We start from the raw sequence: 26,378 nt of genomic DNA on the forward strand, positions 1-26,378 counted from the left end.
TAACCGCGCCATCTCGCGATTGACGGGGAGGCGCGGCCGGTGGTGAGCGACGACATGCCGACGGACGGCGGGCGAATGCCCTGGTTCCGCCGCGCCGACCCGGCACCCGCCGGCCCGGTGGCGGTGCTCGGCGGCGGCATCGGCGGTACCGCCGTCGCCGATGCCCTGCGGCGGGCCGGGCGCGAAGCCGTGATCCTGGAGGCCGGCCCCGCCCTCGCCCGCGACGGCTCGGGCAATCCCTCCGCCCTCATGAAGCCGCGCCTGACGCCCGACGGCCACCCCTACGGCCGCTTCCACGCCCAGGCCTGGCTGCACGCCCTGCACCGCTACGACGCCCTGCCCGCCGCCGTCTGGCGCGAGGGCCGCGGCGTGCTGGCGGCGGCGCGCGATGCGGCGGAGGTGGCGGAGCAGGAGCATCTGGTCGCCGCCCTGCGCTGGCCGGCGGAGGAGGTGCGCCGGGTGGATGCCGTCGAGGCGCTGGCCCTGTCCGGCTGCCCGACGCCGCTCGGCGGGCTGTGGTTCGGCCGCGCCGGCTGCCTGCATCCGCAACTGCTCTGCCCTGCCCTCGCTGCAGGTTGCGAGGTGCGCACCGGCGTCCGCGTCGCCGCCTTCGCCCGCGCGGGCGACGGCTGGGTGCTGCGCGACGATGGCGGCGCGCCGATCCTGGAAGCCGCCGCCGTGGTGCTGGCAGCCGGGGCCGCCCTGCCGGAGCTATGGCCCGCCGCCGACTGGCCGCTCGGCAAGAGCCGCGGCCAGATCACCTTCCTGCCCGCCAGCGAGGCCGGACCGCGCCGCGCCGTCAGTTTCGGCGGCTACCTGACCGCCCCCTTCACCGACGAGGACGGCCGCCCCATCCACGCCCTCGGCGCCACCTACGACCGCTGGCGTCACCGCCCCGACGACTGGCGCCCGGTGCGGCCGGAGGATCACGCCCGCAACCTCGCCCTGCTGGCCGAGCATCTGCCGGACGCGGCGGCGCGGTTGGGGGCGGAGCCCATCGGCGGGCGGGCGGGCCTGCGCTGCACCATCCCCGACCACATGCCGCTGGCCGGTCCCGTGCACGACGCCGCCGCCTTCCGCACCGCCTTCGCCGACCTGCACCACGGCCGCCGGCCGCAGGCTTACCCGCCGGCGCCCTACGTGCCCGGCCTCTTCGTGCTCGGGGCCTTGGGGTCGCGGGGTTTCCAGACGGCGCCGCTGGCGGCGGAGGTGGTGGCGGCGGAAATCACCGGCGCGCCCTGCCCGGTGGACGCCGACATCGCCGCGGCCTTGCACCCCGCCCGCTTCGAGGTGCGTCACCTGAAACATCCGCCGCAGCGCCGCGCGGTGGAGGAGAAAAAGAAGCAGAAGCGCTGAAATAAACCATCGTTGTTCTACGGCTATACCATAGTGGATGCCGGCAGCGACCTCGGACTTTCATCATCTCTTCATTGGCCGAAAGATCGGCCGCCCTTTACCACCATCGGAAAAACACCCCCTTCCCCCGAATGGTGGTACCGATGTCCTCCCAATCTTTCTCCGGGCGCCTGATCGGTGCCTTTTCCCGCATTTCCATTCGCGCCCGCATCGTCGTGCTCGTCGTGGCCGCCATCGCCGTGATGACCGCCATGGCGGCGGCCTCGTGGCTCGGCCAGCGGCAGATCGACCAGGCGGCGGCGCAGCTCGCCCGCGTCGAGCGCATCGGCGAGGCGACCCATGCCGTCGCCGTCGGGCTGGAGCGGGTAAAGCGCGACGAGCGCGCCTTCCTGGCCGCCGGTGACGCCGCCGCCGCCGACCGCACCCGCGCCACCCTCGCCGCGCTGAAGGGGGAACTGGCGGCCCTGGCGGCGGAAGGGGGCGAGGCCGCCCGCGCGGCGGAGGACCTGAGCACGACGCTGGCCTCGGCCGCCGAGCGCTTCTCCGCCGTGGAAACCATGCGCCGCCGCCTCGGCCTCACCCGCGACGACGGCCTCACGGCGGAGTTGCGCGGCACCGTGCAGGCGGTGGAGATCGAACTCGCCAAGTGGCCGAGCGTCGAGGCCATCGAAAAGCTGAAGGTGCTGCTGCTGTCCATGCGGCGGTTCGAGCTGGACTTCATGCTGGCGCCCGACCAGACGCTCATCGACCGCCACCGCAAGCCGTACAACGAGTTCGACTTCGCGCTCATGGCAGCACCCATGGACGACGACAGCCGCACCGCCTTCGGCACGCTGCTCACCGCCTACCGCAAGACGCTGGAAACCTATGCGGCGACACGGCTGGAACTGGACGCCGCCGCCCAGGCGCTGGAGGCCGAGATCGATTCCACGGCGCCGCTGTTCGACCGCCTCGCCGCCGCCACGGACGCCGCGGCCGAAGCGGCCCGCGCCAGCCAGGACGATGCGCGCACGCGCATGCTGACCATCATCCTCGGCGCCGGCGGCATCGGCGTCGCCCTGTTCGCCGTCTTCGGCACGGTCACCGCGCTCAGCCTGCTGCGGCCGCTGCGCGGCATCCAGGTCGCCATGCAGGGGCTCGCCGAGGGCGATCACGGCGTCGTCGTGCCGGGCACCGGCCTGCGCGACGAGATCGGCGCCATGGCCCGCGAGATCGAGGTGTTCAAGCAGACCGCCGTCGAAGCCGCCCGCCTGAAGGCCGAGGAACAGGCCCGCGAGCGCCAGGCCCGCGAAGCCCGCGCCGCCGAGATGGCCGCCCTCGCCGCCGCCCTGGAGGAGACGGTGCAGGCCGTCGCCACCTCCGTCGCCGCCCACGCCGGCCAGATGCGCGGCATGGCCGAAGGCATGGTCGGCGCGGTGGAAACCACGCGCGGCCACGGCGGCGCCATGACCGACCTCGCCTCCGCCACCCATGCCTCCATCACCGAAGTGGAACAGGCGACCGAAAGCCTCGCCGCCGCCATCGCCGAGATCACCGGCGAAGTCGACGAGACCAGCCGCATCGTCAAGGCCGCCGCCGACGAGGCCGACCGCACCACGGACATCGTCACCGGCCTGACCGGCGCCGCCGACCGCATCGGCGAGGTGGTGGCCATGATCGACAGCATCGCCGCCCAGACCAACATGCTCGCCCTGAACGCGACCATCGAGGCCGCCCGCGCCGGCGCCGCCGGCAAGGGCTTCGCCGTGGTCGCCGGCGAGGTGAAGACGCTCGCCCACCAGACCAGCATGGCGACCGGCGAGATCGCGGCGCAGATCCAGGCGGTGCAGCAGGCCACCCGCGACGCCGCCGACGCCATCGGCCACATCGTCGAGACCATCGTGCGCACCGACCGCATGACCACCACCATCCTGGCGCAGGTCGAACGCCAGAGCGCCTCGACCACCGCCATCCTCGCCTCGTTGCGCCGCGCCGTCGCCAATACCCACGCGGTGGAGGATCGCCTCGGCGCCGTCAACGGCGCGGCGGAAGCCACCGGGCACGACGCCCGCCAGGTGCTCGATGCCTCCGACCGCCTCAGCACCGAGGCGGAGCGCCTACAGGCGGAGGTGACCGCCTTCCTCGGCAAGATGCGGGCCTGACGGCGCGGCGGAGTGAACGCCGCAGCGTCCGCTCCGCCGTTTCCCGACAGGAAAACTCTCGGCGTATTTCATTATTGCTGTTCACATATCGCCGCGACGGTTGTACAGTCGCGCCCTCACTCGCCGCCGGCCGCGTTTCGCCGGCCGGCGGCGGGGCACGGTTCGACCTCCAACAGTCGCAGGTGAGCATGACCCTGAAGACATTGGCCGCGGCCGCCGCCCTGTCGGTCGCCCTGGGCGCCGGCGCCGCACAGGCGAAGACCCTGGTGTACTGCTCCGAAGCGAGCCCCGAGGGCTTCAACCCCCAGCTCTTCACCGCCGGCACCACGCTGGATGCCAGCTCCCGCCAGGTCTACAACCGGCTGGTCGAGTTCAAGCGCGGCACCACCGAGATCGTCCCCGGCCTCGCCGAGCGGTGGGAGATTTCCGACGACGGCAAGACCTACACCTTCCATCTGCGCCCCGACGTGCAGTTCCACAGCATCGACGGCTTCACCCCGACGCGGCCGCTGACCGCCGACGACGTGGTGTGGAGCTTCGAGCGCCAGATGAACCCGCGGCACCCCTACCACCAGGTCGGCGGCGGCTCGTACGAGTACTTCGAGGCCATGTCCATGGGCGACCTCATCGAGCGCGTGGAAAAGGTGGACGACCACACGGTGCGCTTCCACCTGACGCGGCCGGAAGCGCCCATGCTGGCGAACCTCGCCATGGACTTCGCCTCCATCTTCTCCAAGGAATACGCCGACGCCATGATGGACGCCGGCACGCCCGACCTGGTGGACAGCCGCCCCGTCGGCACCGGCCCGTTCAAGATGGTCGACTACCAGAAGGACAGCGTCATCCGCTACCTCGCCCACCCGGACTACTGGGAAGGCAAGGCCGCGCTCGACCGCCTGGTGTTCTCCATCACCCCCGACGCCGGCGTGCGCTTCGCCAAGATCAAGGCCGGCGAGTGCCACCTCATGCCCTACCCCAACCCCGCCGACGTGCCGCTCATGCGGGACCACCCGGACCTGCGGGTGATGGAGGCGCCGGGCCTGAACGTCGGCTACCTCGCCTTCAACACCGAGAAGCCGCCCATGGACGATCCGCGGGTGCGCCGGGCGCTGTCCATGGCCATCGACAAGGACGCCATCGTCGAAGCCGTCTACCTGAACCAGGCCATGGCGGCCAAGAACCCCATGCCGCCCATGCTGCTCGGTTACGCCGACGACATCGAGGACCACCCCTACGACCCGCAGGCGGCGAAGCGGCTGCTGGCGGAAGCGGGCTACCCCGACGGCTTCGCCACCGACGTCTGGGCGGTGCCCATCCACAGCCACATCAACCCCAACTCGCGCCGCCAGGCGGAGATGATCCAGGCCGACTGGCAGAAGATCGGGGTGACCGCCGAGATCAAGACCTACGAATGGGGCGAGTACCTCAAGCGCTCCAAGGACGGCGAGCATCAGACGCTGCTGCTCGGCTGGAACGGCGACAACGGCGACCCCGACAACTTCCTGGCCGTGCTGCTGTCGTGCGACAGCGTCGGCGCCGCCAACCGCGCCCGCTGGTGCGACCAGGAGTTCGACGCCGCCGTCATGGAGGCCAAGCGGGTCAGCGACCCGGCCGCCCGCGCCGCCCTCTATGAAAAGGCGCAGCGGCGGTTCCACGAGCAGGTGCCGTGGGACCCGATGGTGCACGCCAAGCTGTTCGACGTGGTGCGCAAGGAGGTCACCGGCTACACGCCCTCGCCCTTCGACGCCCACGTGTTTTACGGCGTGGATCTGGAGGACTGACGGCAGACGAGTCGCCCCTCCCGGCCCCGTGCGCGGGCGGGAGGGGCGCAAACGTTTGCCTCTTTCGTCGTAAGCACGCAGGCGGAAGGGCGAATACCCTTAGGTCAGTCAATGTTCATGCACCGCAGCATGTTCCCGGAATGATCGCGAGATTCCTGTGTGCGGCGCAAAAACGGAAAGAAAACAAGCACCTTAGCGATAACCTTCAGAACAAAATTACTCACCTGCCGGCTTTGCCTGCACCCTGTTCCGCGCTAGGCTATTGCCTTCGTTGACGTGTGCGAGGGGCCCACGCGCCGGGGAAGGCCGACACTCCCGTTCCCGGGTTCAACCAACAATAAACAGGGGGACGTGGCGGTGGTCCGCACCGTTGCTTCACGAAACTCATATCGAGGACGACGTATGAACGCTCTGAAACTCGCCCTTGCCGCCGGTGTCGCGACTGCGATCATGGCCGGTGCCGCCCAGGCCAAGACGCTGGTCTACTGCTCCGAGGGCAGCCCCGAGGGCCTGAACCCGGTGTTCTACACCGCCGGCACCACCTTCGACGCGACGTCGGTGCCGATGTACGACCGCCTGGTCGAATTCAAGCAGGGGACGACCGAGATCGAGCCCGGCCTGGCCGAGAGCTGGGAAGTCTCGGAAGACGGCAAGACCTACACCTTCAATCTGCGCAAGGGTGTGAAGTTCCACTCGAGCGACGCCTTCACGCCGAGCCGCGAGCTGAACGCCGACGACGTGATCTGGAGCTTCGAGCGCCAGATGAACCCGGAACACCCGTTCCACAAGGTCGGCGGCGGCTCCTACGAGTACTTCAACTCGATGGCCATGGGTGAGCTGATCGAGAAGATCGAGAAGGTGGACGACCACACCGTCCGCTTCCACCTCACCCGCCCCGAAGCGCCGATGATCGCCAACCTGGGCATGGACTTCGCGTCCATCTTCTCGGCCGAATACGCCCAGAAGATGCAGGAAGCCGGCACGCCCGAGATGGTCGACACCAACCCGATCGGCACCGGTCCGTTCCAGTTCGTGACCTACCAGAAGGACGCCCAGCTCCGCTACAAGGCGTTCCCCGAGTACTGGGCCGGCAAGGCGCCGCTCGACCAGCTGGTGTTCGCCATCACCCCCGACGCCAGCGTGCGCTACGCCAAGCTGAAGGCCGGCGAGTGCCACGTCATGCCCTACCCCAACCCGGCCGACATCGAGCAGATGAAGTCCGAGAAGGGCATCACGGTGATGGAGCAGGAAGGCCTGAACGTCGGCTACCTGGCCTACAACACCGAGAAGGAGCCCTTCACCGACCCGCGGGTGCGTCGCGCCCTCGACATGGCGGTGAACAAGGACGCCATCATCGACGCCGTGTTCCAGGGCGCCGGCCGCGCCGCCAAGAACCCGCTGCCGCCGACCATGTGGTCGTACAACACCGACATCCAGGACACCAAGTATGATCCGGAAGGCGCCAAGAAGCTGCTGGCCGAGGCCGGCTTCCCCAACGGCTTCTCCACCAACCTGTGGGCCATGCCGGTGCAGCGCCCGTACAACCCCAACGCCCGCCGCATGGCGGAAGTCATCCAGTCCGACTGGGAGAAGATCGGCGTGAAGGCCGAGATCGTCTCCTACGAGTGGGGTGAGTACCTGAAGCGGTCGAAGGAAGGCGAGCACCAGACCCTGCTGCTCGGCTGGACCGGCGACAACGGCGACCCGGACAACTTCCTCTACACCCTGCTGTCGTGCGACGCCGTCGGCTCGGCCAACCGCGCCCGCTGGTGCGACGAGGAGTTCGACAAGCTGGTGAAGCAGGCCAAGATCGTCTCCGATCCGGCCAAGCGCACCGAGCTGTACAAGCAGGCCCAGGCCCGCTTCAAGGACCAGACGCCGTGGACCACGGTCGCCCACTCGGTCGTCTTCATGCCGATGCGCGACAACGTCGTGAACTACAAGATCTCGCCCTTCGGCAAGCACGACTTCTACAACGTCGACCTGAAGTGAGCATGCCCCACCCATTGGTGGGTTGACGTATAGGGAAGGCGCGGTGTAGACCCGCCTTCAAGTTCGGGACGGGGGAGGACAGCGACATCCTCCCCCGCTCCACATTCGCAACAATACTTCGCCATTACCGGCGGGCGCCGCAACGAAACTGCGCGCCGCCCCTTTTGGTATTGGCAATGGAGCGGTGCCCCGGCCGGCCCCAGTCGCGCCTCCGGCCGCCGCATCGGCAAAAGCACGAGGACCCATGCTCGGCTTCATCCTCAGACGCATCGGACTGGTGATCCCGGCCTTCATCGGCGTCACCGTCCTGACCTTCGCGCTCATCCACCTCATCCCCGGCGACCCGGTGCTGATGATGGCCGGCGAGCGCGGCATCGACCCGGAACGCTACGCCCGCCTGCGGGCCGACCTGGGTCTCGACCAGCCGCTGATCGTCCAGTACTGGAACTACATCAGCGGCGTTCTCGGCGGCGACCTGGGCAACAGCATCGTCACCAAGAAGCCGGTGATCCAGGAGTTCCTGACCCTGTTCCCGGCTACCATCGAGCTGACCATCTGCGCCATGACCTTCGCGATCGTCGTCGGCCTGCCCGCCGGCGTCATCGCGGCGGTGAAGCGCGGCACGGCGGTCGACCACACCGTCATGGCGACCAGCCTGACCGGCTATTCCATGCCGATCTTCTGGTGGGGCCTGCTGCTCATCATCCTGTTCTCGGTCACCCTCGGCATCACGCCCGTCTCGGGCCGCCTGTCGGCGCTGTTCTGGGTGGAGCCGGTGACCGGCTTCCTGCTCCTCGACACGCTGATCCAGGGCGAGTTCGATGCCTTCTGGTCGGCCCTGCACCACCTGGTGCTGCCGGCCATCGTGCTCGGCACCATCCCGCTCGCGGTGATCGCCCGCATGACCCGCTCGGCCATGCTGGAAGTGCTGCGCGAGGACTACGTGCGCACCGCCCGCGCCAAGGGCGTGGCGCCCAAGCGGGTCATCATGGTGCACGCGCTGCGCAACGCGCTGATCCCGGTCATCACCGTCATCGGCCTGCAGGTCGGCACGCTGCTGGCCGGCGCCATCCTGACCGAGACGATCTTCTCGTGGCCGGGCATCGGCAAGTGGCTGGTGGAGAGCATCTATCGCCGCGACTACCCGGTGATCCAGGGCGGCATCATGCTGGTGGCGACGGTCATCATCGTGGTCAACCTGCTGGTGGACCTGACCTACGGCATCATCAATCCCCGCATCCGGCACCAGCGGTAGAAGGGGCGACGACTTCCATGGTTGATCAATACAAGCAGGCCAACGTGGCCGAAGCCGCCGCCGATCACGCCGCCGAAGTGGCCGAAGCGCACGAGGCGGCGACCATCGCCGGCACCCCCCGCCACCCGCTGGCGGAGTTCTGGGAATACTTCACCGAAAACAAGGGCGCGCTCGCCGGCCTCCTGTTCATCGGCGTGCTGCTGGTGACGGCGCTGTTCGCGCCGTGGATCGCGCCGCACAGCCCGATCGAGCAGTACCGCGACGCCCTGCTGCTGCCGCCGGCCTTCGTCGAGGGCGGCAACTGGTCGTACCCGCTCGGCACCGACGACGTCGGCCGCGACATCTTCTCGCGCATCATCTGGGGCTCGCGCCTGTCGCTGCTGGTCGGCGTCATCGTGGTGACCCTGTCGCTGGCCGCCGGCATCGTGCTCGGCCTGTCGGCCGGTTACTTCCGCGGCTGGGTGGACGTCGCCATCATGCGGCTCATGGACATCATGCTGGCCATCCCGAGCCTGCTGCTGGCCATCGCCGTGGTCGCCATCCTCGGCCCCGGCCTCGAGAACGCCATCGTCGCCATCGCCATCGTCGTCCTGCCGCACTACGTGCGCCTGACGCGCGCGGCGGTGATCACGGAATCGAGCAAGGACTACGTCACCAGCTCGCGCATCGCCGGGGCCTCCAACAGCCGGCTGATGTTCAACACGATCCTGCCCAACTGCATGGCGCCGTTGATCGTGCAGGCGACGCTGGGCTTCTCGACGGCCATCCTCGACGCCGCGGCGCTCGGCTTCCTCGGCCTCGGCGCGCAGCCGCCGACGCCGGAATGGGGCTCCATGCTGGCCGACAGCCTCCAGTTCGTGCAGCGCGCGTGGTGGGTGGTGACCTTCCCCGGTCTCGCCATCCTGCTGACGGTGCTGGCCTTCAACCTGATGGGCGACGGCCTGCGCGACGCCCTCGACCCGAAGATGAAACGCTGATGTCCCATTTGCTCGAAATCGAAAACCTGAGCGTGGAATTCGGCGACGAGGCGTCGCCCTTCCGCGCCGTCGACCGCCTTTCCCTCACCGTCGACGAGGGCGAAGTGGTCGGCATCGTCGGAGAATCAGGCTCCGGCAAGAGCGTCACCTCGCTCGCCACCATGGGCCTCGTGGCCTATCCGGGGCGGGTGAAGGCCGACAAGCTCATCTTCCGCGGCCAGGACCTGCTGGCCATGCCGGCCCGCAAGCGGCGCAAGCTGACGGGCTCCGAGATCGCCATGATCTTCCAGGAGCCCATGACCAGCCTGAACCCCTGCTTCACGGTCGGCTGGCAGATCAAGGAAGCGCTGCAGATCCACGAAGGCGGCACCCGTGCGGAACGGCACGCCCGCGCCGTGGAACTGCTGCGCCTGGTCGGCATCCCCGACGCCGAGCGGCGCCTGTCGGCCTTCCCGCACCAGATGTCGGGCGGCATGAGCCAGCGCGTCATGATCGCCATGGCGCTGGCCTGCAATCCGCGCCTGCTGGTGGCCGACGAGCCGACGACGGCGCTCGACGTCACCATCCAGGCGCAGATCATGGACCTGCTGCTGGATCTGCAGCAGAAGCGCGGCATGGGCATGATCCTCATCACCCACGACCTCGCCGTGGTGGCCGAGGCCGCCCACCGGGTGGTGGTGATGTACGCCGGCCAGGTGGTGGAGACGGGCACGGTGCCGGAGGTCTTCGACCACCCGCGCCACCCCTATACCCAGTCGCTGCTGGCGGCCCTGCCCGAGCGGTCCGTCGGGGCGTCGCGCCTCAACAGCCTGCCGGGCGTGGTGCCCGGCGCCTACGACCGGCCGCACGGCTGCCTGCTGCACCCGCGCTGCCCCAACGCCCGCAAGCACTGCCGCGAGGAACGGCCGGCGCTGATGGGCGAAGGCGCCTTCCGCCACCGCTGCCACTACCCGCTCGACGATCACGGGAACCCGACCTATGACTGATGCCGTCGTGACCCCGCTGCAGAAGATCGAGGCGCCGGCCGACGGCGGCCCGCTGTTGGAAGCCCGCGGCCTGACCAAGCACTACAAGGTGCAGCGCGGCATGTTCCAGGAAGACGCCACCGTGCGCGCGCTCGACGGTGTCTCCTTCGCCCTGCACGCCGGCCGCACGCTGGCGGTGGTGGGCGAGTCCGGCTGCGGCAAGTCCACCCTCGCCCGCCAGGTGACGCTCATCGAGCAGCCGACCGCCGGCGAGTTCCTGCTGGAGGGCGAGAATCTCGCCGGCGCGCCCGCCGACAAGCTGAAGCAGGCCCGCACCAAGGTGCAGATCGTCTTCCAGGACCCCTACGGCAGCCTCAATCCGCGCAAGAAGGTGCTGTCGATCCTGGAAGAGCCGCTCGTCATCAACACGAAGATGAGCCAGGAGGAACGCCGCGACCGGGCGCGCGAGATGATGCGCGTGGTCGGCCTGCGGCCCGAGTTCGCCGCCCGTTACCCGCACATGTTCTCGGGCGGCCAGCGCCAGCGCATCGCCATCGCGCGGGCGCTGATGCTGAACCCGCGCGTGGTGGTGGCCGACGAGCCGGTGTCGGCGCTCGACGTCTCGGTGCAGGCGCAGGTGCTCAACCTGCTCATGGACCTGCAGGAAGAATTCGGCGTCGCCTACCTGTTCATCTCCCACGACCTGTCGGTGGTGCGCCACATCGCCGACGACGTCATGGTGATGTACCTCGGCATGGTGGCCGAGCACGGGCCGAAGGACGCGATCTTCGACAACCCGGCGCATCCGTATACGCGGGCGCTCATGGCCTCGACGCCGAAGATCAACGCCTCCGACCGTGCCAAGAAGGTGCCGCTGAAGGGCGAGCTGCCGTCGCCGCTGAACCCGCCGTCGGGCTGCCGCTTCCACACGCGCTGCCCCTACGTGATCGACCGCTGCCGCACCGAGGTGCCGGCCGTGCGCGACGTGGCGGGCCGCGGCGTCGCCTGCCACCGGGCCGAGGACGTGCTGGCCGGCACCGCCTGACCGGCGGCGCCGCGCTCGGCAAGGAGAAAGGGGAGGCCCGGTCCGGAGCCTCCCCTTTTTCGTCATGCGGGCGTTCGTGGCTGCTTGCGGCCGCCTCAACTTCAGCCGCGGCGGCGGCGGCGCCAGGCGGCGCCGAGGGCCAGGGTGGACAGCGCGCCGCCCAGCAGGGCGAGGCTCGCCGGCTCCGGCACCTGGGCGGGGACGAGGTCCTCCACCACCTGGCCGCCGCCGGGTCCCGGCAGGATCGGGCTGAAGGGCGGCGCCGGCGGGTTGGCGTTGCCGCGCGGCGGCTGCGGGCCGGGGCCGGCGTTGCCCGGCAGGTCGACCGGCACCACAGCCGGCGGGCCGGGTGGCGTGACCGGCGGGGCCGGGAGTTGCAGGCGCCCTTCGTCGACCACGGGCGCCGGGCCGCCGGGCGTCGGCGCACCGCCACCCTCGCCGCCACCACCGCCGGCGGCTCCGCCACTGCCCGAGCCGCCCCCGGACCCGCCGCCGCCGCCCAGGCCGCCGGGCATCGCCATGGCGGTGGTGAAGGTCGGGCCGCTCTCGCCGTAGGCGCCGAAGGTCATGCGGCCGAGGCGCAGGCCGGTGTTCTGGGCCGAGGTCAGGGCGCTCTGCGGCATCAATTCGCCGAGGACGTCGCCCGAGCCGGACGTGCCGATGCCGGTCCCGATGGCGCCGCCGGTCTCCGCGCCGCCATTGCCGGCGATGCGGACCGTGGTGCTTTCCCAGCCCTGCAGCAGCCGCGCCGCCAGGGCGTCGGCCATGCGCATCACCAGGGAACGGTCGTGGTCGCCGCCGCCGTCGTCGGCGCTGCCGTCGTCGATGGTCAGCCCGCCGACGACCCTGGCCTTCTCCTCGTGGTTCAGCACCACGAAGGCCGTGGCGGCGGACACCAGCGCGATCATCAGGACCGACGCGCCGGTCGCTGCCACGAAGATGAATCGATGCCGCATGAGCCGTTCTCCCTTCCTGTCCGTCACTGCCCCCGGGGACAAGGGAGAAGCACGCACCGTGCCACGTGGCTGCAGGCAAGGAAAACCGGAATGCTACGGCGTTATCGGAAAGTTCGCCATGTAGTCCACAGCGACGCCCCGGATGGGTCTGATATTTCGGGAATCCCGACGAATGGCGGAATCCTGCGCCTTTCGGGCGCGTCCGGCGGCGTCAGATTTTCCGACACCCCGAAATGAAACCGGCGCCTCCCGCTAGGGAAGCGCCGGTTCATTGCCGTGGCGGCCGGCCGCGGGGGAAGCGGCCGCAGTCACTCAGCCGGCGATCTCGATCTCGGCGAAGAAGAACGAGATTTCGCGGGCGGCGTTTTCCAGGCTGTCCGAACCGTGGACCGAGTTCGCCTCGATGCTCTCGGCGAAGTCCTTGCGGATGGTGCCCTCGGCGGCGTTCGCCGGGTTGGTGGCGCCCATGATCTCGCGGTTGCGGACGACCGCGTTCTCACCCTCGAGCACCTGCACGACCACCGGACCGGAGATCATGAAAGCGACCAGCTCGCCGAAGAAGGAGCGCTCGCGGTGCACGTCGTAGAAGCCCTCGGCCTGGGCCTGGGTCAGCTGCAGACGCTTCTGCGCGACGATGCGCAGGCCGTTCTCCTCGAACCGGGCATTGATCTTGCCGGTCAGGTTGCGACGGGTGGCATCGGGCTTGATGATCGAGAGCGTGCGTTCGATAGCCATTACGGTATCCCTGCGTTTGTTGTGCGGCCAGCGGCCGGCGGTGCGGGTCGCGTGCCGGGTGGCGGCGCGACCGTTCGCGACAGACTCCTACACGGAGTCCCGCTCGGCCGCAAACGGTGGGCGGTTATACAGACAGTCACAGGCCGTGACAACCGCCAATCCGTTACGGTCGCGGCGGCGCCCGCACGACCCCGTTTCCCGCCGCTTCCGGGTGTGGTAGGAACCGCCCCATGCTGCACGTGAACGACCTCGTCTACCGCATCGGCGGCCGTGTCCTGCTCGACGGCGCCACCTGCCACATCCCCGCCGGCGCGCGGGTCGGCCTGGTGGGGCGCAACGGCACCGGCAAGTCGACCCTGCTGAAGCTGATCCTGGGCGAAGTCGCCCCGGATTCCGGCGACATCGTCGTGCGCCCGCGCGCCAGCGTCGGCCGCGTGGCGCAGGAGGCGCCGGCCGGCGACCGCACGCTGGTCGACTGCGTGCTCGCCGCCGACCTGGAACGCGCCCGGCTCCTCGCCGACCTGCCGGACGCCGAGGCCGCCGCCGACGCCCACCGCATCGCCGAGATCCACGAGCGGCTGAACGCCATCGACGCCCATTCCGCCCCGGCCCGCGCCGCCAGCATCCTGGCCGGCCTCGGCTTCTCGGCGGAGGCGCAGGAGCGGTTCGTCGGCGACTTCTCGGGCGGCTGGCGCATGCGCGTGGCGCTGGCCGCGGCGCTGTTCGCCCGGCCGGAGCTGCTGCTGCTCGACGAGCCGACCAACCACCTGGACCTCGAGGCCACCGTCTGGCTGGAGAACTACCTGGCGGTCTACCCCGGCACGCTCATCATCGTCAGCCACGACCGTGACCTGCTGAACAAGGTGTGCCAGCGCATCGTCCACCTGGACAAGGGCAAGCTGGTCTCCTACCAGGGCGGCTACGACGACTTCGCCCGCCAGCGGCGCGAGATGATGGAACTGCGCGAGAAGGCCGCCGTCAAGCAGGAGGCCCGCCGCGCCCACCTGCAGTCCTTCGTCGACCGCTTCCGCGCCAAGGCCACCAAGGCCCGCCAGGCCCAGAGCCGCCTCAAGATGCTGGAGAAGATGGAGCCGGTGATCCCCATCGTGGAGGACCGCTCCGTCTCCTTCGACTTCCCGCAGCCCGACGAGCTGGCGCCGCCGCTCATCCAGGTGGAGAGCGGCAAGGCCGGTTACGACGGCCGCCCGGTGCTCGGCCGGCTGTCGTTCCGCATCGACATGGACGACCGCATCGCCCTGCTCGGCGCCAACGGCAACGGCAAGTCGACGCTCGCTAAGGTCATCACCGGCCGCCTCGCCCTCATGGAAGGCGAGATGAAGGCCAGCACCAAGCTGCGCGTCGGCTACTTCGCCCAGCACCAGACGGAAGAGCTGAACCCCCAGGGCACGCCCTTCCAGCACATGGCGAAGCTCATGCCCGGCGTCGCCGACGCCAAGGTGCGCGCCCACCTCGGCCGCTTCGGCTTCGGGGCCGAACTGGCCGACAACCGGGTCGAGCAGCTGTCGGGCGGCGAGAAGGCGCGCCTGCTCATCGCGCTCATGACCCATGACGCGCCGCACATCCTGGTGCTCGACGAACCGACCAACCACCTGGACATCGACACCCGCGACGCCCTCATCGAGGCGCTGAACACCTTCGAGGGCGCCGTCGTGCTCATCTCGCACGATCCCCACCTGGTGGAACTGGTGGCCGACCGCCTGTGGCTGGTGGCCGACGGCCGCGTGACGCCCTTCGACGGCGACATGCAGGACTACCGCAAGCTGCTGCTCGACCGTGCGCGCGAAGCCCGCCGCGAGGCCAAGGCCGAAGCCCGCGCCGACGCCGAGCCCTCGGCCCAGTCCGCCGCCGCCCGCAAGGAAGACCGCCGCGCCGCCGCCGAGCTGCGCCAGAAGGCGGCGCCGCTGAAGAAGGTGGCGCAGACCGCCGAGAAGAAGCTGGAAGACCTGACGGAAAAGCGCCGCAAGGTCGAGGCGCAGCTGGCCGATCCCAAACTCTACGACGGCCCCGGCGAGCGGGTCGCCGCCCTGCAGAAGGAACTGGGCGAACTGACCCGGGCCGTGGAAGAGATGGAAATGGCGTGGCTCGAAGCCCAGGAAGCCTACGAGGAGGCCATGGCGGCGGGCGGCTGATCGTCCTTGCTGCCACCGCTTCCCCCGGGGCCGCCGAAGCCGGCCGTCGTCAGCATCTGCCAGAAGTCGCGCACCGCCGTTTCCTTGTGGGTCGGATCGGCGATGTCGGCCGTGAACTCGCCGAGGAAGTTCGGCCGCTTCAGGTGCTCCACCACGCGGGCGCGGGCGAGCGCCATGGCCTTGCCCTCGATGAGCAGGCCGGAGGCGACGAACTGCACCAGCCGCTTGGCGCGGATGCGCAGCGAGTCGGTGGGGTCGTCCAGGCGCTCGATCACCCGCTCCTGCACCAGATAGCGCGCCACCAGCACGTCCAGCCGGTCCACGAGGGCCTCGCGCAGCTGCGGCGGCAGCGGCGCGCGGCGCAGCGACCGCTGCAGCGAGCCCATGGCCGCCAGCTTTTCGTGGGCGCTTTCGTCCATGCGCGCGAAGGCGTGGATGTCGGGCGCTTCCATCACCGTCTGCTGGATCGCCTGGCCGAGCATGGGCAGGCAGGCGCGGCCGCTTTCGGTGCGCAGCATGTCGAGATAGTAGTGCACCCGCCGCGAGCGGTCGCCGATCAGGCCGCCCATGGCGCCGATGGCGAGCTGGATGCCGGTCTTGCCGCCTTCCGGGAACTGGCGGCTGCAGCGGCCCGTCAGGGCTTCGGCCATGACCGGGCCGTTGCCGATCTTCGGGAAGCGCAGGATGCGGGTGACCAGGGCCTGGAAGGCCTCCGTCTCGCGGGCCGGATCGTTGCGGGCGAGCGGCCGGGTGCTCGCCACCTCGTTGACCACGCGGTCGCGCAGCACCACCCAGGCGGAGCGTAGCCGCCCCTCGGCCATGAGGGAGCGCAGCACCGTCACCGTCTCCGGCTCGCGCCGGCCGGCGGGCGGCTTGCCCTCCATGATGTCCATGAGGGCCACCAGGGCCGCCGACAGGTTGGGGCGCTCGCCCAGGATGTCCTGGATGGTCTGCGGCGAGCCGAGCACGTCGGCGATGAACTCGTCGAGGATGGCGAGGTCCTGCTCGCTCAACTCGGGCGTCACCGCCACGAGCAACGCATCGAGCTTGCCGAGCCACGAGCCCTGCCCGATCAGGTCGCGGGCGACGGCGCTGCGCACCAGCAGGTCGCGGTCCTGCGGGATCCAGGCGACCTGTTCGGCGGTGCGGCAGAGCTTGGGGTAGGTCTCCAGGCCGAGCTTCCAGATCTGCTTCTCGCCCTCCGCCCGGCGGGCGCGGGTGGCCGCTTCCTCGATCAGGCGGTAAAGCTCGTCACGGCGCTGCCGGGGGTCGGTGCCGCGCGCCTTGGCCTGCAGGGTCGCCACACGGTCGACGGCGGACGGGTAGACCTGCGGGTCGCTGTCCATGAGACGGCTGAGGGCACGGTAGTTGTGCAGCACCTCGAGCGGCGTCACCTTGTTGGCGTCCAGCCAGCGGCGCAGCACCTTGCTGGCCGTCAGGCGGGCCGGCAGGGCATAGAGGTCCTCGATGTCGGCGCAGTCCGCCGCCTCGGTGATGGCGCTGGCGGCGACGTTGGCGTTGCTCGGGCCGCCCCGCTCCTTCTGGTAGACGACGGTATCGCGCCCCAGGCGCTCGCGGACGACGCGCACACCCTGGTTGCTGCCGCGGGCGAGGATCTTGTCCGCCTCGCGGATGGCCGCGGCCTCGTCTTCCTCGACGAGTTCCAGCGTCCAGCGACCGTCGCGCTGGACCTGAACCTCGAATTTCGCTCGGGCCATCTCCCCCGGTCCCCCCTGTGGTCCCTTCGGACCGCTCCGTCAGTCCCCCGACCTGTGGAAGCGGCGAAGGTTCTGTCTACCCGAGGACAGGAGGAGAAAGACAGAATTTGATGTTCTACCGCCGCGATCAGCCGCCGGAAGTCGTGTTGGCGCTTGCCTTTTCGGTCCAGCCGCCGCGCTCGGTCTGCTGCCAGTAATGCAGCTCGAAGCCGGCGTCGCGGCAGCCGACCCAGCGCTGCCGGGCAGCCTGGACCGCCGAGTCGTCGCGCCCGTCGAACAGGTCGAGGCAGCGGTCGTATTCGGCCAGACGCTGCGAGGTCATGCCGTCGGTGAGCAGGAGGATGCCGGCGCCGTTGGGCCGGTCGTCGGTGTCGCTGATCCACACCGGCTGGTCGGCGTCGAAGCCGTCGCCGGGGGTGCCGTGGGGCAGCCAGGCCTCCGGCTTGAAGGTCCACAGCACGGCGGACAGCGCCTCCGCCCTGGGACGGGAGGAGGTCAGGACCACGGCCCGCTGGCCGCTGTCCAGCACCTTGCCGAGGAGCGGCGGCAGTGCCTGCTCCAGCGGCCATTGCAGCAGATGATAGAAGTCGACGCGCTTCATGGCGCGCAGCATAGCCGAGCGCCGCGCCCGCGGAAAGTGGAGCCGCCACCGCGGCGGCTCCACCGCATCCGCCGGACCGTCAGACTTCAGCGCGAGCCGTGCGCCGTCGCTTCCAGGAAGGCGCGCAGGGCCTTGCGCTGGCGCTGGTCGAGCTTGAGGTAGTCGTTGGCCAGCTGGACGATTTCCGTCGAGGCCATGGGATCTTCGCCGGTGGCGTCGGTCGGGCGGGCCAGACGGCCCCGGCCGGCGCGGGCGCCGATGACGCCGGCGCGGCCGGTGCGGGCCTGCACCACCTCCTCCGGCAGGTCGTCGAAGAAGTAGGACACGGGCACGCTGAGCACGCAGGCCATGTCGAACAGGCGGGAGGCGGAGATGCGGTTGGTGCCGCGCTCGTACTTCTGCACCTGCTGGAAGGTGACGCCGATGGCGTCGCCCAGCTGCTGCTGGGTCAGGCCGAGCAGCGTGCGACGCAGACGCAGGCGGACGCCGACGTTGACGTCGATGGGATCGGGGGCGCCGTAGTCCTCGGACGCGGGGGCGACGGAGCGGGCGGTGATGGTCGACATGCGGATGTCCTCCGGCGGGTGGTTGCGACACCTGCTGTTTTGCAGGGGGCGTGCCATCCAGCGGCAATCGCCGCCTGCGCATCCGGCGGAGGGGCAAACGCCCGGTTTCTCTCCCTTTTTCCGCGCGTGCACGGTCCGCTGCGCGGGCCGGAGGCGGGTGCTTAACCCTTACGATTCGTATGGCATGGCCGGGCATTGAAGTTTTGCGACGCGAACTCGCTGCGGTTTTCAAACTGCGAACGGAGCGGCGGCCGCGGTGAAAGCACCAGCCCGGAACGGCAACGGCCGGGCCCCGTGGGAGGGGCCCGGCCGTCGCGGTCCACGCCGGTGAAGGCGTTACTGGTCGCCGATGCGCACCGCCACGAAGCGGCTGCCCGCCTCGTTCTGCACCATCAGCAGCACCGACTTGCGGCCCGAATCCTTGGCCGCCTGGATCTGCGCCCGGATCTCCTCGGCGGTGGTCACCTGCTTCTGGTTGACCTCGGCGATGACGTCGCCCGGGCGGATGCCCTTCTCGGCGGCGTCGCTCTCGGCGTTGAGGTCGGTGACCACCACGCCGCGCTGCACGTCCTCGGGGATCTGGAAGCTCTCGCGCGTCTGGTCGTTCAGCGGCTGCACCGACAGGCCGAGCGACGGCACCTCGGCGCCGGCGGTCTCCGGCGCAGGCGCCGGGGCACCTTCCTCGCCGGCCATGGCGGCGGCCTCTTCTTCCTCCAGCTCGGCCACCTTCACCTTGACCGTCTGGCGCTTGCCGTCGCGCCACACCACGGCGTCGACGGTGCTGCCGATCTCGGTGTCGGCGACGGCCTTGGGCAGGTTGCGCATCTCGCGGATGTCGTCGCCGTCCCACGACAGGATGACGTCGCCCGCCTGGATGCCGGCCTCGGCCGCCGGGCCACCCTCCTGCACGCTCGCCACCAGGGCGCCGCGGGCGCGATCGAGGCCGAGGCTGTCGGCGATCTCGTCGGTGACGGTCTGGATGCGCACGCCGAGCCAGCCGCGCTTCACCTCGCCGAAGCGGCGCAGGTCGTCGACGACGCTCTGCGCCAGGTTGGAGGGCGTGGCGAAGCCGATGCCGACGGACCCGCCGCCGGCCGGGGAGTAGATGGCGGTGTTCACGCCGATCACCTGCCCGTCCATGTTGAACAGCGGACCGCCCGAGTTGCCGCGGTTGATGGAGGCGTCGGTCTGGATGAAGTTGTCGTAGGGGCCGGCGTTGATGTTGCGGGCGCGGGCCGAGATGATGCCCGCCGTCACCGTGCCGCCCAGGCCGAAGGGGTTGCCGATGGCGACGACCCAGTCGCCGACGCGGGAGCGGTCGCTGTCGCCGAATTCGACGAACGGCAGATCCTTCTCGGCCTCGACCTTCAGCAGGGCGACGTCGGTCTTCGGATCGCGGCCGACGATTTCCGCCTTCAGAGCGGTGTCGTCCTGCAGGATGACCGTCACCTCGTCCGCGCCTTCGATGACGTGGTTGTTGGTGACGATGTAGCCTTCCTTGTCGATGACGAAGCCGGACCCGAGCGAGGTGGCGCGGCGCGGCATGGTGGGCGCCTGGCCCTGCCCCGGCCCCTGGCGGTCGAAGAATTCGCGGAAGAACTCCTCGAACGGGCTGCCGGGCGGGAACTGCGGCATCTGGGGGCCGCGCTCGCCGGTCATGCTCTGCGTGGTGGAGATGTTGACGACGGCGGGCAGCAGGCGCTCGGCCATGTCGGCGAACGAGCTGGGGGCCTCGCGCGCCTGGGCCGCCGGGCCGGCGCCGACGACATGGGCGCCGCTCACCAGGGCGACGAGCACGACCAGCGACGCGAGCCGGCACAGGCGGGCTACGGCGGCCGGGCGGAAACGGGGCACGGCCGGCGCGCGGGTGCGGATCGATCCTCTCACGGACACTACTCCATTTGCAGACGGATGCGGACGATGCGACGACGGAAGCCTACCCCCGGCACGCACCGCGTGCCAATGCCCCCTCGCCGGACCCGAAAGAGTCGTGGACTCCCAATCTAGGACGCCGCCCGGACGGGTTCCAGAGAGACTATGCTTTTCGGGCGTTTGCCGTTGCGGCAAACATAGAGGGCGCGCCCGCTGCCCGCGGACGCGCCCTCCTCTGTCGACGGCCTCGTGCCGGCGGCGTCAGCGCGGCGCGGCGGCCGGAACACTGCCGTTGGCCGGAGCGTCCCCGAAGAAGCGGAAGAAGTCGCTGTCGGGGCTGAGCACCATGGTGGTGGTGCCGTTGCCGAGGGCCTGGCGGTAGGCTTCCATCGAGCGGTAGAAGGCGAAGAACTGCGGGTCGGCGCCATAGGCATCGCCGAGCACCAGGTTGCGCTCGCCTTCGCCCTGACCGCGCAGGATGTCGGCGGTCTTGCGCGCCTCGGCCAGGATGACCGTGCGGTCGCGGTCGGCCTCGGCCTCGATCTTGGCCTTCAGCTCGGCGCCTTCGGCGCGCAGCTGGGCGGCCTGGGCGATACGGCTGGACCGCATGCGGTTGTACACCGACTGGCTGGTCTCCTGCGGCAGGTCGGTGCGGCCGATGCGGACGTCGACCACCTCGATGCCGAACTCGCCGGCGCGGCGACGGACGGTGTTGGTGATCTCGGCCATCACCCGGCTGCGGCTTTCGGCCAGCAGGTCGGTCAGGTCGGCCTCACCCAGCTGGTCGCGGACCGCCGAGTTGAGGATGGAGCCGAAGCGGTCGCGCAGGCCCTGCTCGGTACGAACCGTCTGGTAGAACAGCAGCGGGTCGACGATGCGGTAGCGGGCATAGGTGTCGACGATGATGCGCTTCTGGTCACGCAGCGGCACTTCCTGGCCCGGCGGATCGAGGTCGAGGGTGCGGGCGTCGTACGTGATCACGTTCTGGATGAACGGCAGCTTGAACTTGAGGCCCGGCTCGGTTTCGACGCGCTGCGGGCTGCCGAACTGCAGCACCAGCGCCTGCTGGGTCTGGTGGACGGTGAAGAGCGAACTGAACAGCACCACGGCGACGACCGCGACGATGATGCCGAGAACGGCGAGACTGGTACGCTTCATCGAGCGGCCTCCTGCGGCGCGGACGACATCTGGGGCGCCTGGGGCACCGGCGGCGCCGAGAAGGTGTTCGGCGTGTTGGACGAACCGGCGGCCCGGCCGGTCGGCTGCTGCGACTGCATGCGCTTCTGCAGCTCGGGCAGCGGCAGGTAAGGCACGACGCCGCCGGCACCCTGGCCGTCCACCAGCACCTTGTCGCTGCGCGCCAGCACGTCCTGCATGGCTTCGATGTAGAGGCGCTGGGTCGTCACGTCCTGGGCGGTGTTGTAGCTGTCGAGCACGGACTTGAAGCGGTTGGCTTCACCCTGCGCGGCGGCGATGACCGACTGCTTGTAACCCTGCGCTTCCTGGATCATGCGTTCCGCCTCGCCCTTGGCGCGCGGCACGATGTCGTTGCGGTAGGCCTGAGCTTCGTTCTGCAGGCGCTCCTTGTCCTGGCGGGCGCGCTGGACGTCGTTGAAGGCGTCGATCACCTCGGCCGGCGGGTCGGCCTTCAGCAGCTTGACGTCGAGCACCGCGATGCCGGCGCCGTAACTGTCGAGAACCTGCTGCAGCAGCTGCTGGGTCTTGGCCTGCACCTCGGCGCGGCCCTCGGTCATGGCGGCTTCCAGCGGCGTCTGGCCGATCACTTCACGCATGGCGCTTTCGGCGGCGGCCTTCACGGTCGTCTCCGGGTCGCGGATGTTGAACAGGAAGTTGCCGGCATCGGCGATGCGCCACTGCACGATGAAGTCGCTGTCGATGATGTTCTGGTCACCGGTCAGCATCATGCTTTCCTGCGGCACGTCGCGGGCGCCGCCGTTGCGCGGGTCGGAGCTGCCGCGGAAGCCGATGGTCAGCTGGTTGGTGAGCGTCACCTTGGGCGTCACGACCTCGCCGATGGGGCCGGGGAACCAGTAGTTCAGGCCGGGACCGGTGGTCTTGACGTATTCACCGAACAGCAGCTCGACGCCCTGCTCGTCCGGCTGCACGCGGTAGAAGCCGGTCAGGCCCCAGGCGATGAGCACGCCGGCGGCGATGAGCACGACCGTGCGCGCCCCGATGCCACCGCCGCCACCGCCGCCGCCGCTGCGGCCGCCGCCGGGCACCCACTTGCGGAGCCGTTCCTGGCTCTTGCGCAGCAGTTCCTCCAGGTCGGGGGGCTGCTGACCGCCGCCTCCGCCGCCCTGACCCCCGCCGCCCGGACCCCGACCGCCCCCCCAAGGGCCGCCGCCGTTGTTACCGCCGCCGCCCCAGGGGCCGCCCTGTTGATTCCAGGCCATTGAACAAATCCCTCTTCGCTTACAGATACCTGAGCGTTTAAGGTGCACTTCCGGACCGGCGGAAGGATGATCCCCCGTCGATCCCGTACCGGAAACCCCTTACGCGGACACTGGATCCTGATTGCCTTATAGGGCACCAGGAAATCCCGTGCAACGAAGGGGGGTTCCGAAATGCCCCTCACGTGGCACGCGCCCCGGCCGAACGCACACGTCGCTCGGGTTGAGATATCGGGTAGTCTCAGGAGTTTTCAAGGATGGCGGAAATCGATAAGGACACGGTGGTCGCGGCGCTGAAGACCGTGCGGGTCGAACAGCTGGGCACCGACATCGTCTCGGCCGGCTGGGTGAAGGACCCGGTGGTCAGCGGCGACCGGGTGACCTTCGCCATCGAGGTGCCGCCGGAACTGGGGCCGCAGCTCGAACCCGTGCGGGCCGAGGCGCAACGTACGGTGGAAGCCCTCGACGGCGTCGCGCACGTCACGGCGGTGCTGACGGCCGGCCGCGCCGCCGGCTCGGCGCCGACGCCCCCGCCGCCGCAGCAGCGCCCGCAGGCGGGCGGCCATGGGCATTCCCACGGCCACTCGCACGGCCCCGGCCCCGGCATGATGGGCCACGGCGGCGGCACCGGGCGGCTCGACCTGCCCAACATCAAGCACATCGTCGCCGTCGCCTCGGGCAAGGGCGGCGTCGGCAAGTCGACCACGGCGGCCAACATCGCCCTGGCGCTCGCCCGCCTCGGCCTCAAGGTCGGCCTGTTCGACGCCGACATCTACGGCCCCAGCGTGCCGCGCGTGATGGGCCTGGCCGGGCGCAAGCCCACGGCCCGCGGCGATCGCATCGTGCCGCTGCGCAACCACGACGTCACCGTCATGTCCATCGGCTTCATGGTCGAGGAAGACAGCCCCGTCGTGTGGCGCGGCCCCATGGTGGTGGGCGCGCTGGAGCAGCTTTTGCGCGACGTCGACTGGGGCGAGCTCGACGTGATGATCGTCGACATGCCGCCGGGCACGGGCGACACCCAGCTGACCATGAGCCAGCGCGTGCCGCTGTCGGGCGCCGTCATCGTCTCGACGCCGCAGGACATCGCCCTGCTCGATGCCCGCAAGGGCCTGTTCATGTTCCGCAAGGTCGAGGTGCCGGTGCTCGGCATCATCGAGAACATGAGCTACTACCAGTGCCCGAGCTGCGGCCACCGCGAGGAGGTCTTCGGCCACGGCGGCGCCCGCAAGACGGCGGCGGAGCTGGACGCCCCCTTCCTCGGCGAGATCCCGCTCGACCTTAAGATCCGCGAGGCCACCGACGCCGGCCGCCCCATCGTGGTCGCCGAGCCCGACGGCCCGCATGCCAAGGCCTACCTGGACATCGCCAAGTCGATCTGGAGCAGCATCTCCGGCGAGACGCCCGACGCCCAGCCGGCGAAGAAGAAGCCGAAGTTCTGGTTCCGCTGACGGCGGGTCAGGAGGGCGGAGCGGCCACCAGCCGCTCCGCCAAACGGCGTGCGGCCGCCACGTCGGGGACCACGGGGGCCGTCAGGAGGTGCAGGGCCTCCGCCGGGCGGGCGACGATCACCCTGTGTTGCTGGATTTCCGCCAGCGCCAGGCGCTGAGGCACCAGGATCTCGGCGTCGGCGGTGAAGTCGGCGAAGTTGCTCGTCACCAGTAGTGCGGATCGCGCAGCACCCGCGACTTCGAGTACCGAACGGTCCTCCTCGTCCCGCACCGGGGCCACACCGCCGCCACCCAGAAGCAGATAGGGATCCAGCCGATCGGGTCCGAGGGCAGCGAGGAGTCGAACGTCCGCCAGGAACAGGTCGGCGATCTCTTTCGGCAGGCGCCAGTCCTCGACGAAGACCTTGCGCAGCCGGTCCAGCATCACCCAGGACACGATCAGTTGCAGCGGGCCGCAGGCCCCCCTGCCGTCGCGCATCATGTCCAGCATGCGTAGCGCGCCGGTGTTTTCGCGGCCGCGGCTGCGCGCGAGCAGGGCCGCGCAGTAGACGTTGAGGTCCAGGCAGCAGCGGACGGCCTGCGCGGCCGTCATCGGCGCCAGCGGCCGGGCCGGGTGAGGCGCACCGCTTCGGCTTCGATGGCCGCCTCGTCGTCCAACCCGGCGCCGATGCCGCGTTCGGCCATGGCGTCCGCCATCTTGCGAAGGGAGACTTCCGACCGGGCCTTGAGCAGGTCGCGCGTCATGGTTTCCACGAGGACCTCGACGTCATGCGCATCGCCGAGCGCTTCGACCTGGCGGATCGCATCATGGGCATCGGGCGGAAGCCGGAGATAGAAGCGCAAGGCCGCCGCGGCGATCTGCGACGGCGCGCGATCCTCGATGCGGGCGAGAGCCTCCACGCGACGCGCCGTCTCGGCGTCGGCATAGGCGGAGATGGTCTTTCCTGGCATGGGCCCTCCGGCACCTCTGGCTTCTATAGAATATATAGAAACCAGTGACGCCTCGCCAGCCTCTGCCCTCACCCCTCGCGGCCGAGGCTCGCCATCAGTTCGCGCCACTCGCGGGGCGACAGGGCGGAATTCTCCTGCGTCACCGCCTCGCCGGCCAGCAGGCGGCGGACGATGTCGAGGCCGCCGCGCGACAGGTGGACGCCGCCCATGCGGTAGTCGCTGAAGGCCTCGTGGGTCAGGGGCACCCAGCGCTTCACCGTCTCCAGCATGGCTTCGGCATAGACGCGGATCTCGTACTGCGCGTGGCCGTCGGCGCGCAGCGACAGGAAGTGCAGCAGGTTGTGCAGGTCGATCTTCCAGTACCACTGCGTATAGCAGTTCATGGTCAGGTTCATGCGCGCCAGCTCGCGGGCGAGGCCGCGGCGCGACGGGTCCTGCTCCTCGTTCAGCATCCACTCGTAGTTGGCGTAGCAGCGCTCGGCGTCCTCGCGCAGCAGGGTGAGGACCTTGTGGGCCTCCTCGCCGGTCAGCGGCTCGCCCTCGGCGCGGCCCTGGTGGTTCTGCTTGGACTGCGGCGCCAGCGCGTCCGGCCCCGGGATGTAGAACTCCTTGTCGAGGATGGAGTAACGGGCCGAGTACTCGTTCACGTTGGCGGTGCGATGGCGGATCCACTGGCGCGCCACGAAGATGGGCATCTTCACGTGGTACTTGATCTCGCACATCTCGAAGGGCGTGGTGTGGCGGTGCCGCATGAGGTAGCGGATGAGGCCGCGGTCCTCGCTCACCTTCTTGGTGCCCTTGCCGTAGGACACGCGGGCCGCCTGCACCACCGCCGAGTCGTCGCCCATGTAGTCGACCACCCGCACGAAGCCATGGTCGAGCAGCGGCAGCGGCTCGTACAGAATCTCCTCCAGCGCCGGCACGGTGGCGCGGCGGGTGGGAGTCTCGATCCCCCGCAGTTGGGCGATCTCTTCCTTCTGCGCGTCGGTGAGCGACATGGGCGGCCCGTTCCTTGGTATGATCTAAGCCGAGGGGTTATAGCCCCTCCCATGCCGCATGGCAAAACCGAAACCCTCTTTGCAAGTCCGGTCGCCCGCTCTATATAGGACCCGTCGGGGCAACCCGACTATGGGGCTAAACCCATTGCGGAATAAGCGTTACGGACCCGGGGGCGGTACCCGGCGGCTCCACCAACCTCACCCGGCGGGCTAACGTCGGTGGCAAGGGGCCGAAATAGGATCGACGTGCGTGGTAAAGGCATTGGCTGTCCCCGGCATGGCTCCACCGTTATCGGGCCAAACGCAATAGTTGCCAACGACAACTTTGCTGAGGTTCGCGCTGCTGCGTAATGCGGCATCGTAAACCGACTTGAAGTCCTGGCGGTTAGCCCCGTCGGGCGGGGTCCGGGAGGCACCTGGCAACAGAAGCCTCCCACTTCTCTCGCCTCCGGCC

The 26,378-nt window shown here is 69.8% G+C and carries 21 protein-coding genes and 1 other RNA gene; 11 read left to right on the forward strand and 11 right to left on the reverse strand.

The window, feature by feature from the left end:
- The first annotated feature begins 42 nt into the window (after window positions 1-42).
- The 8 genes from mnmC (at window position 43) to CRP50_RS15055 (ending at window position 11,512) form a co-directional block, all read left to right on the forward strand.
- Window positions 43-1,356: an FAD-dependent 5-carboxymethylaminomethyl-2-thiouridine(34) oxidoreductase MnmC gene (mnmC, locus tag CRP50_RS15020; protein WP_141415165.1), complete on the forward strand. Its 1,314-nt coding sequence runs from the start codon at window positions 43-45 to the stop codon at window positions 1,354-1,356.
- 143 nt (window positions 1,357-1,499) lie between these two features.
- Window positions 1,500-3,497 (forward strand): methyl-accepting chemotaxis protein, encoded by a 1,998-nt coding sequence (locus CRP50_RS15025; protein ID WP_097279997.1) that lies wholly within the window; start codon window positions 1,500-1,502, stop codon window positions 3,495-3,497.
- Between the two features lie 188 nt (window positions 3,498-3,685).
- Window positions 3,686-5,278: an ABC transporter substrate-binding protein gene (locus tag CRP50_RS15030; protein WP_097279998.1), complete on the forward strand. Its 1,593-nt coding sequence runs from the start codon at window positions 3,686-3,688 to the stop codon at window positions 5,276-5,278.
- Between the two features lie 402 nt (window positions 5,279-5,680).
- Window positions 5,681-7,270 (forward strand): ABC transporter substrate-binding protein, encoded by a 1,590-nt coding sequence (locus tag CRP50_RS15035; RefSeq protein WP_097279999.1) that lies wholly within the window; start codon window positions 5,681-5,683, stop codon window positions 7,268-7,270.
- Window positions 7,271-7,514: 244 nt separating this feature from the next.
- Window positions 7,515-8,525 (forward strand): ABC transporter permease subunit, encoded by a 1,011-nt coding sequence (locus tag CRP50_RS15040; protein ID WP_097280000.1) that lies wholly within the window; start codon window positions 7,515-7,517, stop codon window positions 8,523-8,525.
- Window positions 8,526-8,542: 17 nt separating this feature from the next.
- Window positions 8,543-9,502, forward strand: a complete 960-nt coding sequence (locus tag CRP50_RS15045) for an ABC transporter permease subunit (protein WP_097280001.1) — start codon at window positions 8,543-8,545, stop codon at window positions 9,500-9,502.
- Window positions 9,502-10,488, forward strand: a complete 987-nt coding sequence (dppD, locus tag CRP50_RS15050; RefSeq protein ID WP_097280002.1) for a dipeptide ABC transporter ATP-binding protein — start codon at window positions 9,502-9,504, stop codon at window positions 10,486-10,488. Before CRP50_RS15045 ends, dppD begins: the two co-directional genes overlap by 1 nt.
- Window positions 10,481-11,512, forward strand: a complete 1,032-nt coding sequence (locus tag CRP50_RS15055) for a peptide ABC transporter ATP-binding protein (protein WP_097280003.1) — start codon at window positions 10,481-10,483, stop codon at window positions 11,510-11,512. Before dppD ends, CRP50_RS15055 begins: the two co-directional genes overlap by 8 nt.
- 101 nt (window positions 11,513-11,613) lie before the next feature.
- On the opposite strand, the gene CRP50_RS15060 is transcribed toward CRP50_RS15055, so the two are convergent.
- Together CRP50_RS15060 and ndk are read right to left on the reverse strand one after the other, a co-directional pair.
- Window positions 11,614-12,468: a PEP-CTERM sorting domain-containing protein gene (locus CRP50_RS15060; RefSeq protein ID WP_097280004.1), complete on the reverse strand. Its 855-nt coding sequence runs from the start codon at window positions 12,466-12,468 to the stop codon at window positions 11,614-11,616.
- A gap of 312 nt (window positions 12,469-12,780) precedes the next feature.
- Complete coding sequence (ndk, locus tag CRP50_RS15065; RefSeq protein ID WP_097280005.1) at window positions 12,781-13,203, reverse strand: nucleoside-diphosphate kinase; 423 nt, start codon at window positions 13,201-13,203, stop codon at window positions 12,781-12,783.
- A gap of 230 nt (window positions 13,204-13,433) precedes the next feature.
- Here ndk and CRP50_RS15070 point away from each other — a divergent pair, with 230 nt between their 5' ends.
- The gene (locus CRP50_RS15070; protein ID WP_097280006.1) at window positions 13,434-15,353 is read left to right on the forward strand and encodes an ABC-F family ATP-binding cassette domain-containing protein; all 1,920 of its coding nucleotides are present in this window, start codon (window positions 13,434-13,436) and stop codon (window positions 15,351-15,353) included.
- On the opposite strand, the gene CRP50_RS15075 is transcribed toward CRP50_RS15070, so the two are convergent.
- The 6 genes from CRP50_RS15075 to hflK form a co-directional block, all read right to left on the reverse strand.
- On the reverse strand, window positions 15,323-17,071 hold the full coding sequence (locus CRP50_RS15075; protein ID WP_097280007.1) for a hypothetical protein: 1,749 nt from the start codon (window positions 17,069-17,071) through the stop codon (window positions 15,323-15,325). The two genes, CRP50_RS15070 and CRP50_RS15075, sit on opposite strands and share 31 nt — an antisense overlap.
- Window positions 17,072-17,198: 127 nt before the next feature.
- The gene (locus tag CRP50_RS15080) at window positions 17,199-17,684 is read right to left on the reverse strand and encodes a DNA polymerase III subunit chi (RefSeq protein WP_245913490.1); all 486 of its coding nucleotides are present in this window, start codon (window positions 17,682-17,684) and stop codon (window positions 17,199-17,201) included.
- A gap of 74 nt (window positions 17,685-17,758) precedes the next feature.
- The gene (locus tag CRP50_RS15085) at window positions 17,759-18,238 is read right to left on the reverse strand and encodes a helix-turn-helix domain-containing protein (protein WP_097280008.1); all 480 of its coding nucleotides are present in this window, start codon (window positions 18,236-18,238) and stop codon (window positions 17,759-17,761) included.
- Between the two features lie 336 nt (window positions 18,239-18,574).
- Window positions 18,575-20,125 carry a DegQ family serine endoprotease gene (locus CRP50_RS15090; protein WP_097280009.1) on the reverse strand — a complete coding sequence of 517 codons (1,551 nt, stop codon included), beginning with the start codon at window positions 20,123-20,125 and terminating at the stop codon, window positions 18,575-18,577.
- Window positions 20,126-20,371: 246 nt separating this feature from the next.
- On the reverse strand, window positions 20,372-21,268 hold the full coding sequence (hflC, locus tag CRP50_RS15095) for a protease modulator HflC (RefSeq protein WP_097280010.1): 897 nt from the start codon (window positions 21,266-21,268) through the stop codon (window positions 20,372-20,374).
- Window positions 21,265-22,527 (reverse strand): FtsH protease activity modulator HflK, encoded by a 1,263-nt coding sequence (gene hflK / locus CRP50_RS15100; protein WP_097280011.1) that lies wholly within the window; start codon window positions 22,525-22,527, stop codon window positions 21,265-21,267. The genes hflC and hflK overlap by 4 nt, the downstream gene beginning before the upstream one ends.
- Window positions 22,528-22,781: 254 nt before the next feature.
- Between hflK and CRP50_RS15105 the strand changes: the two genes are divergently transcribed.
- Window positions 22,782-23,975 carry an Mrp/NBP35 family ATP-binding protein gene (locus tag CRP50_RS15105; RefSeq protein WP_097280012.1) on the forward strand — a complete coding sequence of 398 codons (1,194 nt, stop codon included), beginning with the start codon at window positions 22,782-22,784 and terminating at the stop codon, window positions 23,973-23,975.
- 7 nt (window positions 23,976-23,982) lie between these two features.
- Here CRP50_RS15105 and CRP50_RS15110 read toward each other — a convergent pair whose 3' ends face one another.
- The 3 genes from CRP50_RS15110 to thyX all read right to left on the reverse strand — a co-directional run bounded on the left by CRP50_RS15110 (window position 23,983) and on the right by thyX (window position 25,924).
- The gene (locus CRP50_RS15110; protein WP_097280013.1) at window positions 23,983-24,567 is read right to left on the reverse strand and encodes a PIN domain-containing protein; all 585 of its coding nucleotides are present in this window, start codon (window positions 24,565-24,567) and stop codon (window positions 23,983-23,985) included.
- On the reverse strand, window positions 24,564-24,926 hold the full coding sequence (locus CRP50_RS15115) for a hypothetical protein (protein WP_097280014.1): 363 nt from the start codon (window positions 24,924-24,926) through the stop codon (window positions 24,564-24,566). The genes CRP50_RS15110 and CRP50_RS15115 overlap by 4 nt, the downstream gene beginning before the upstream one ends.
- Before the next feature lie 68 nt (window positions 24,927-24,994).
- A complete protein-coding gene (gene thyX / locus CRP50_RS15120) occupies window positions 24,995-25,924 on the reverse strand; it encodes an FAD-dependent thymidylate synthase (protein WP_097280015.1) in 930 nt (309 codons plus the stop codon).
- 74 nt (window positions 25,925-25,998) lie between these two features.
- Here thyX and ssrA point away from each other — a divergent pair.
- Window positions 25,999-26,362, forward strand: a transfer-messenger RNA (tmRNA) gene (ssrA, locus tag CRP50_RS15125).
- Window positions 26,363-26,378 lie beyond the last annotated feature (16 nt).

Origin of the sequence: Caenispirillum bisanense (assembly GCF_900230255.1) — a bacterium.
Taxonomy (GTDB): domain Bacteria; phylum Pseudomonadota; class Alphaproteobacteria; order Rhodospirillales; family Rhodospirillaceae; genus Caenispirillum; species Caenispirillum bisanense_A.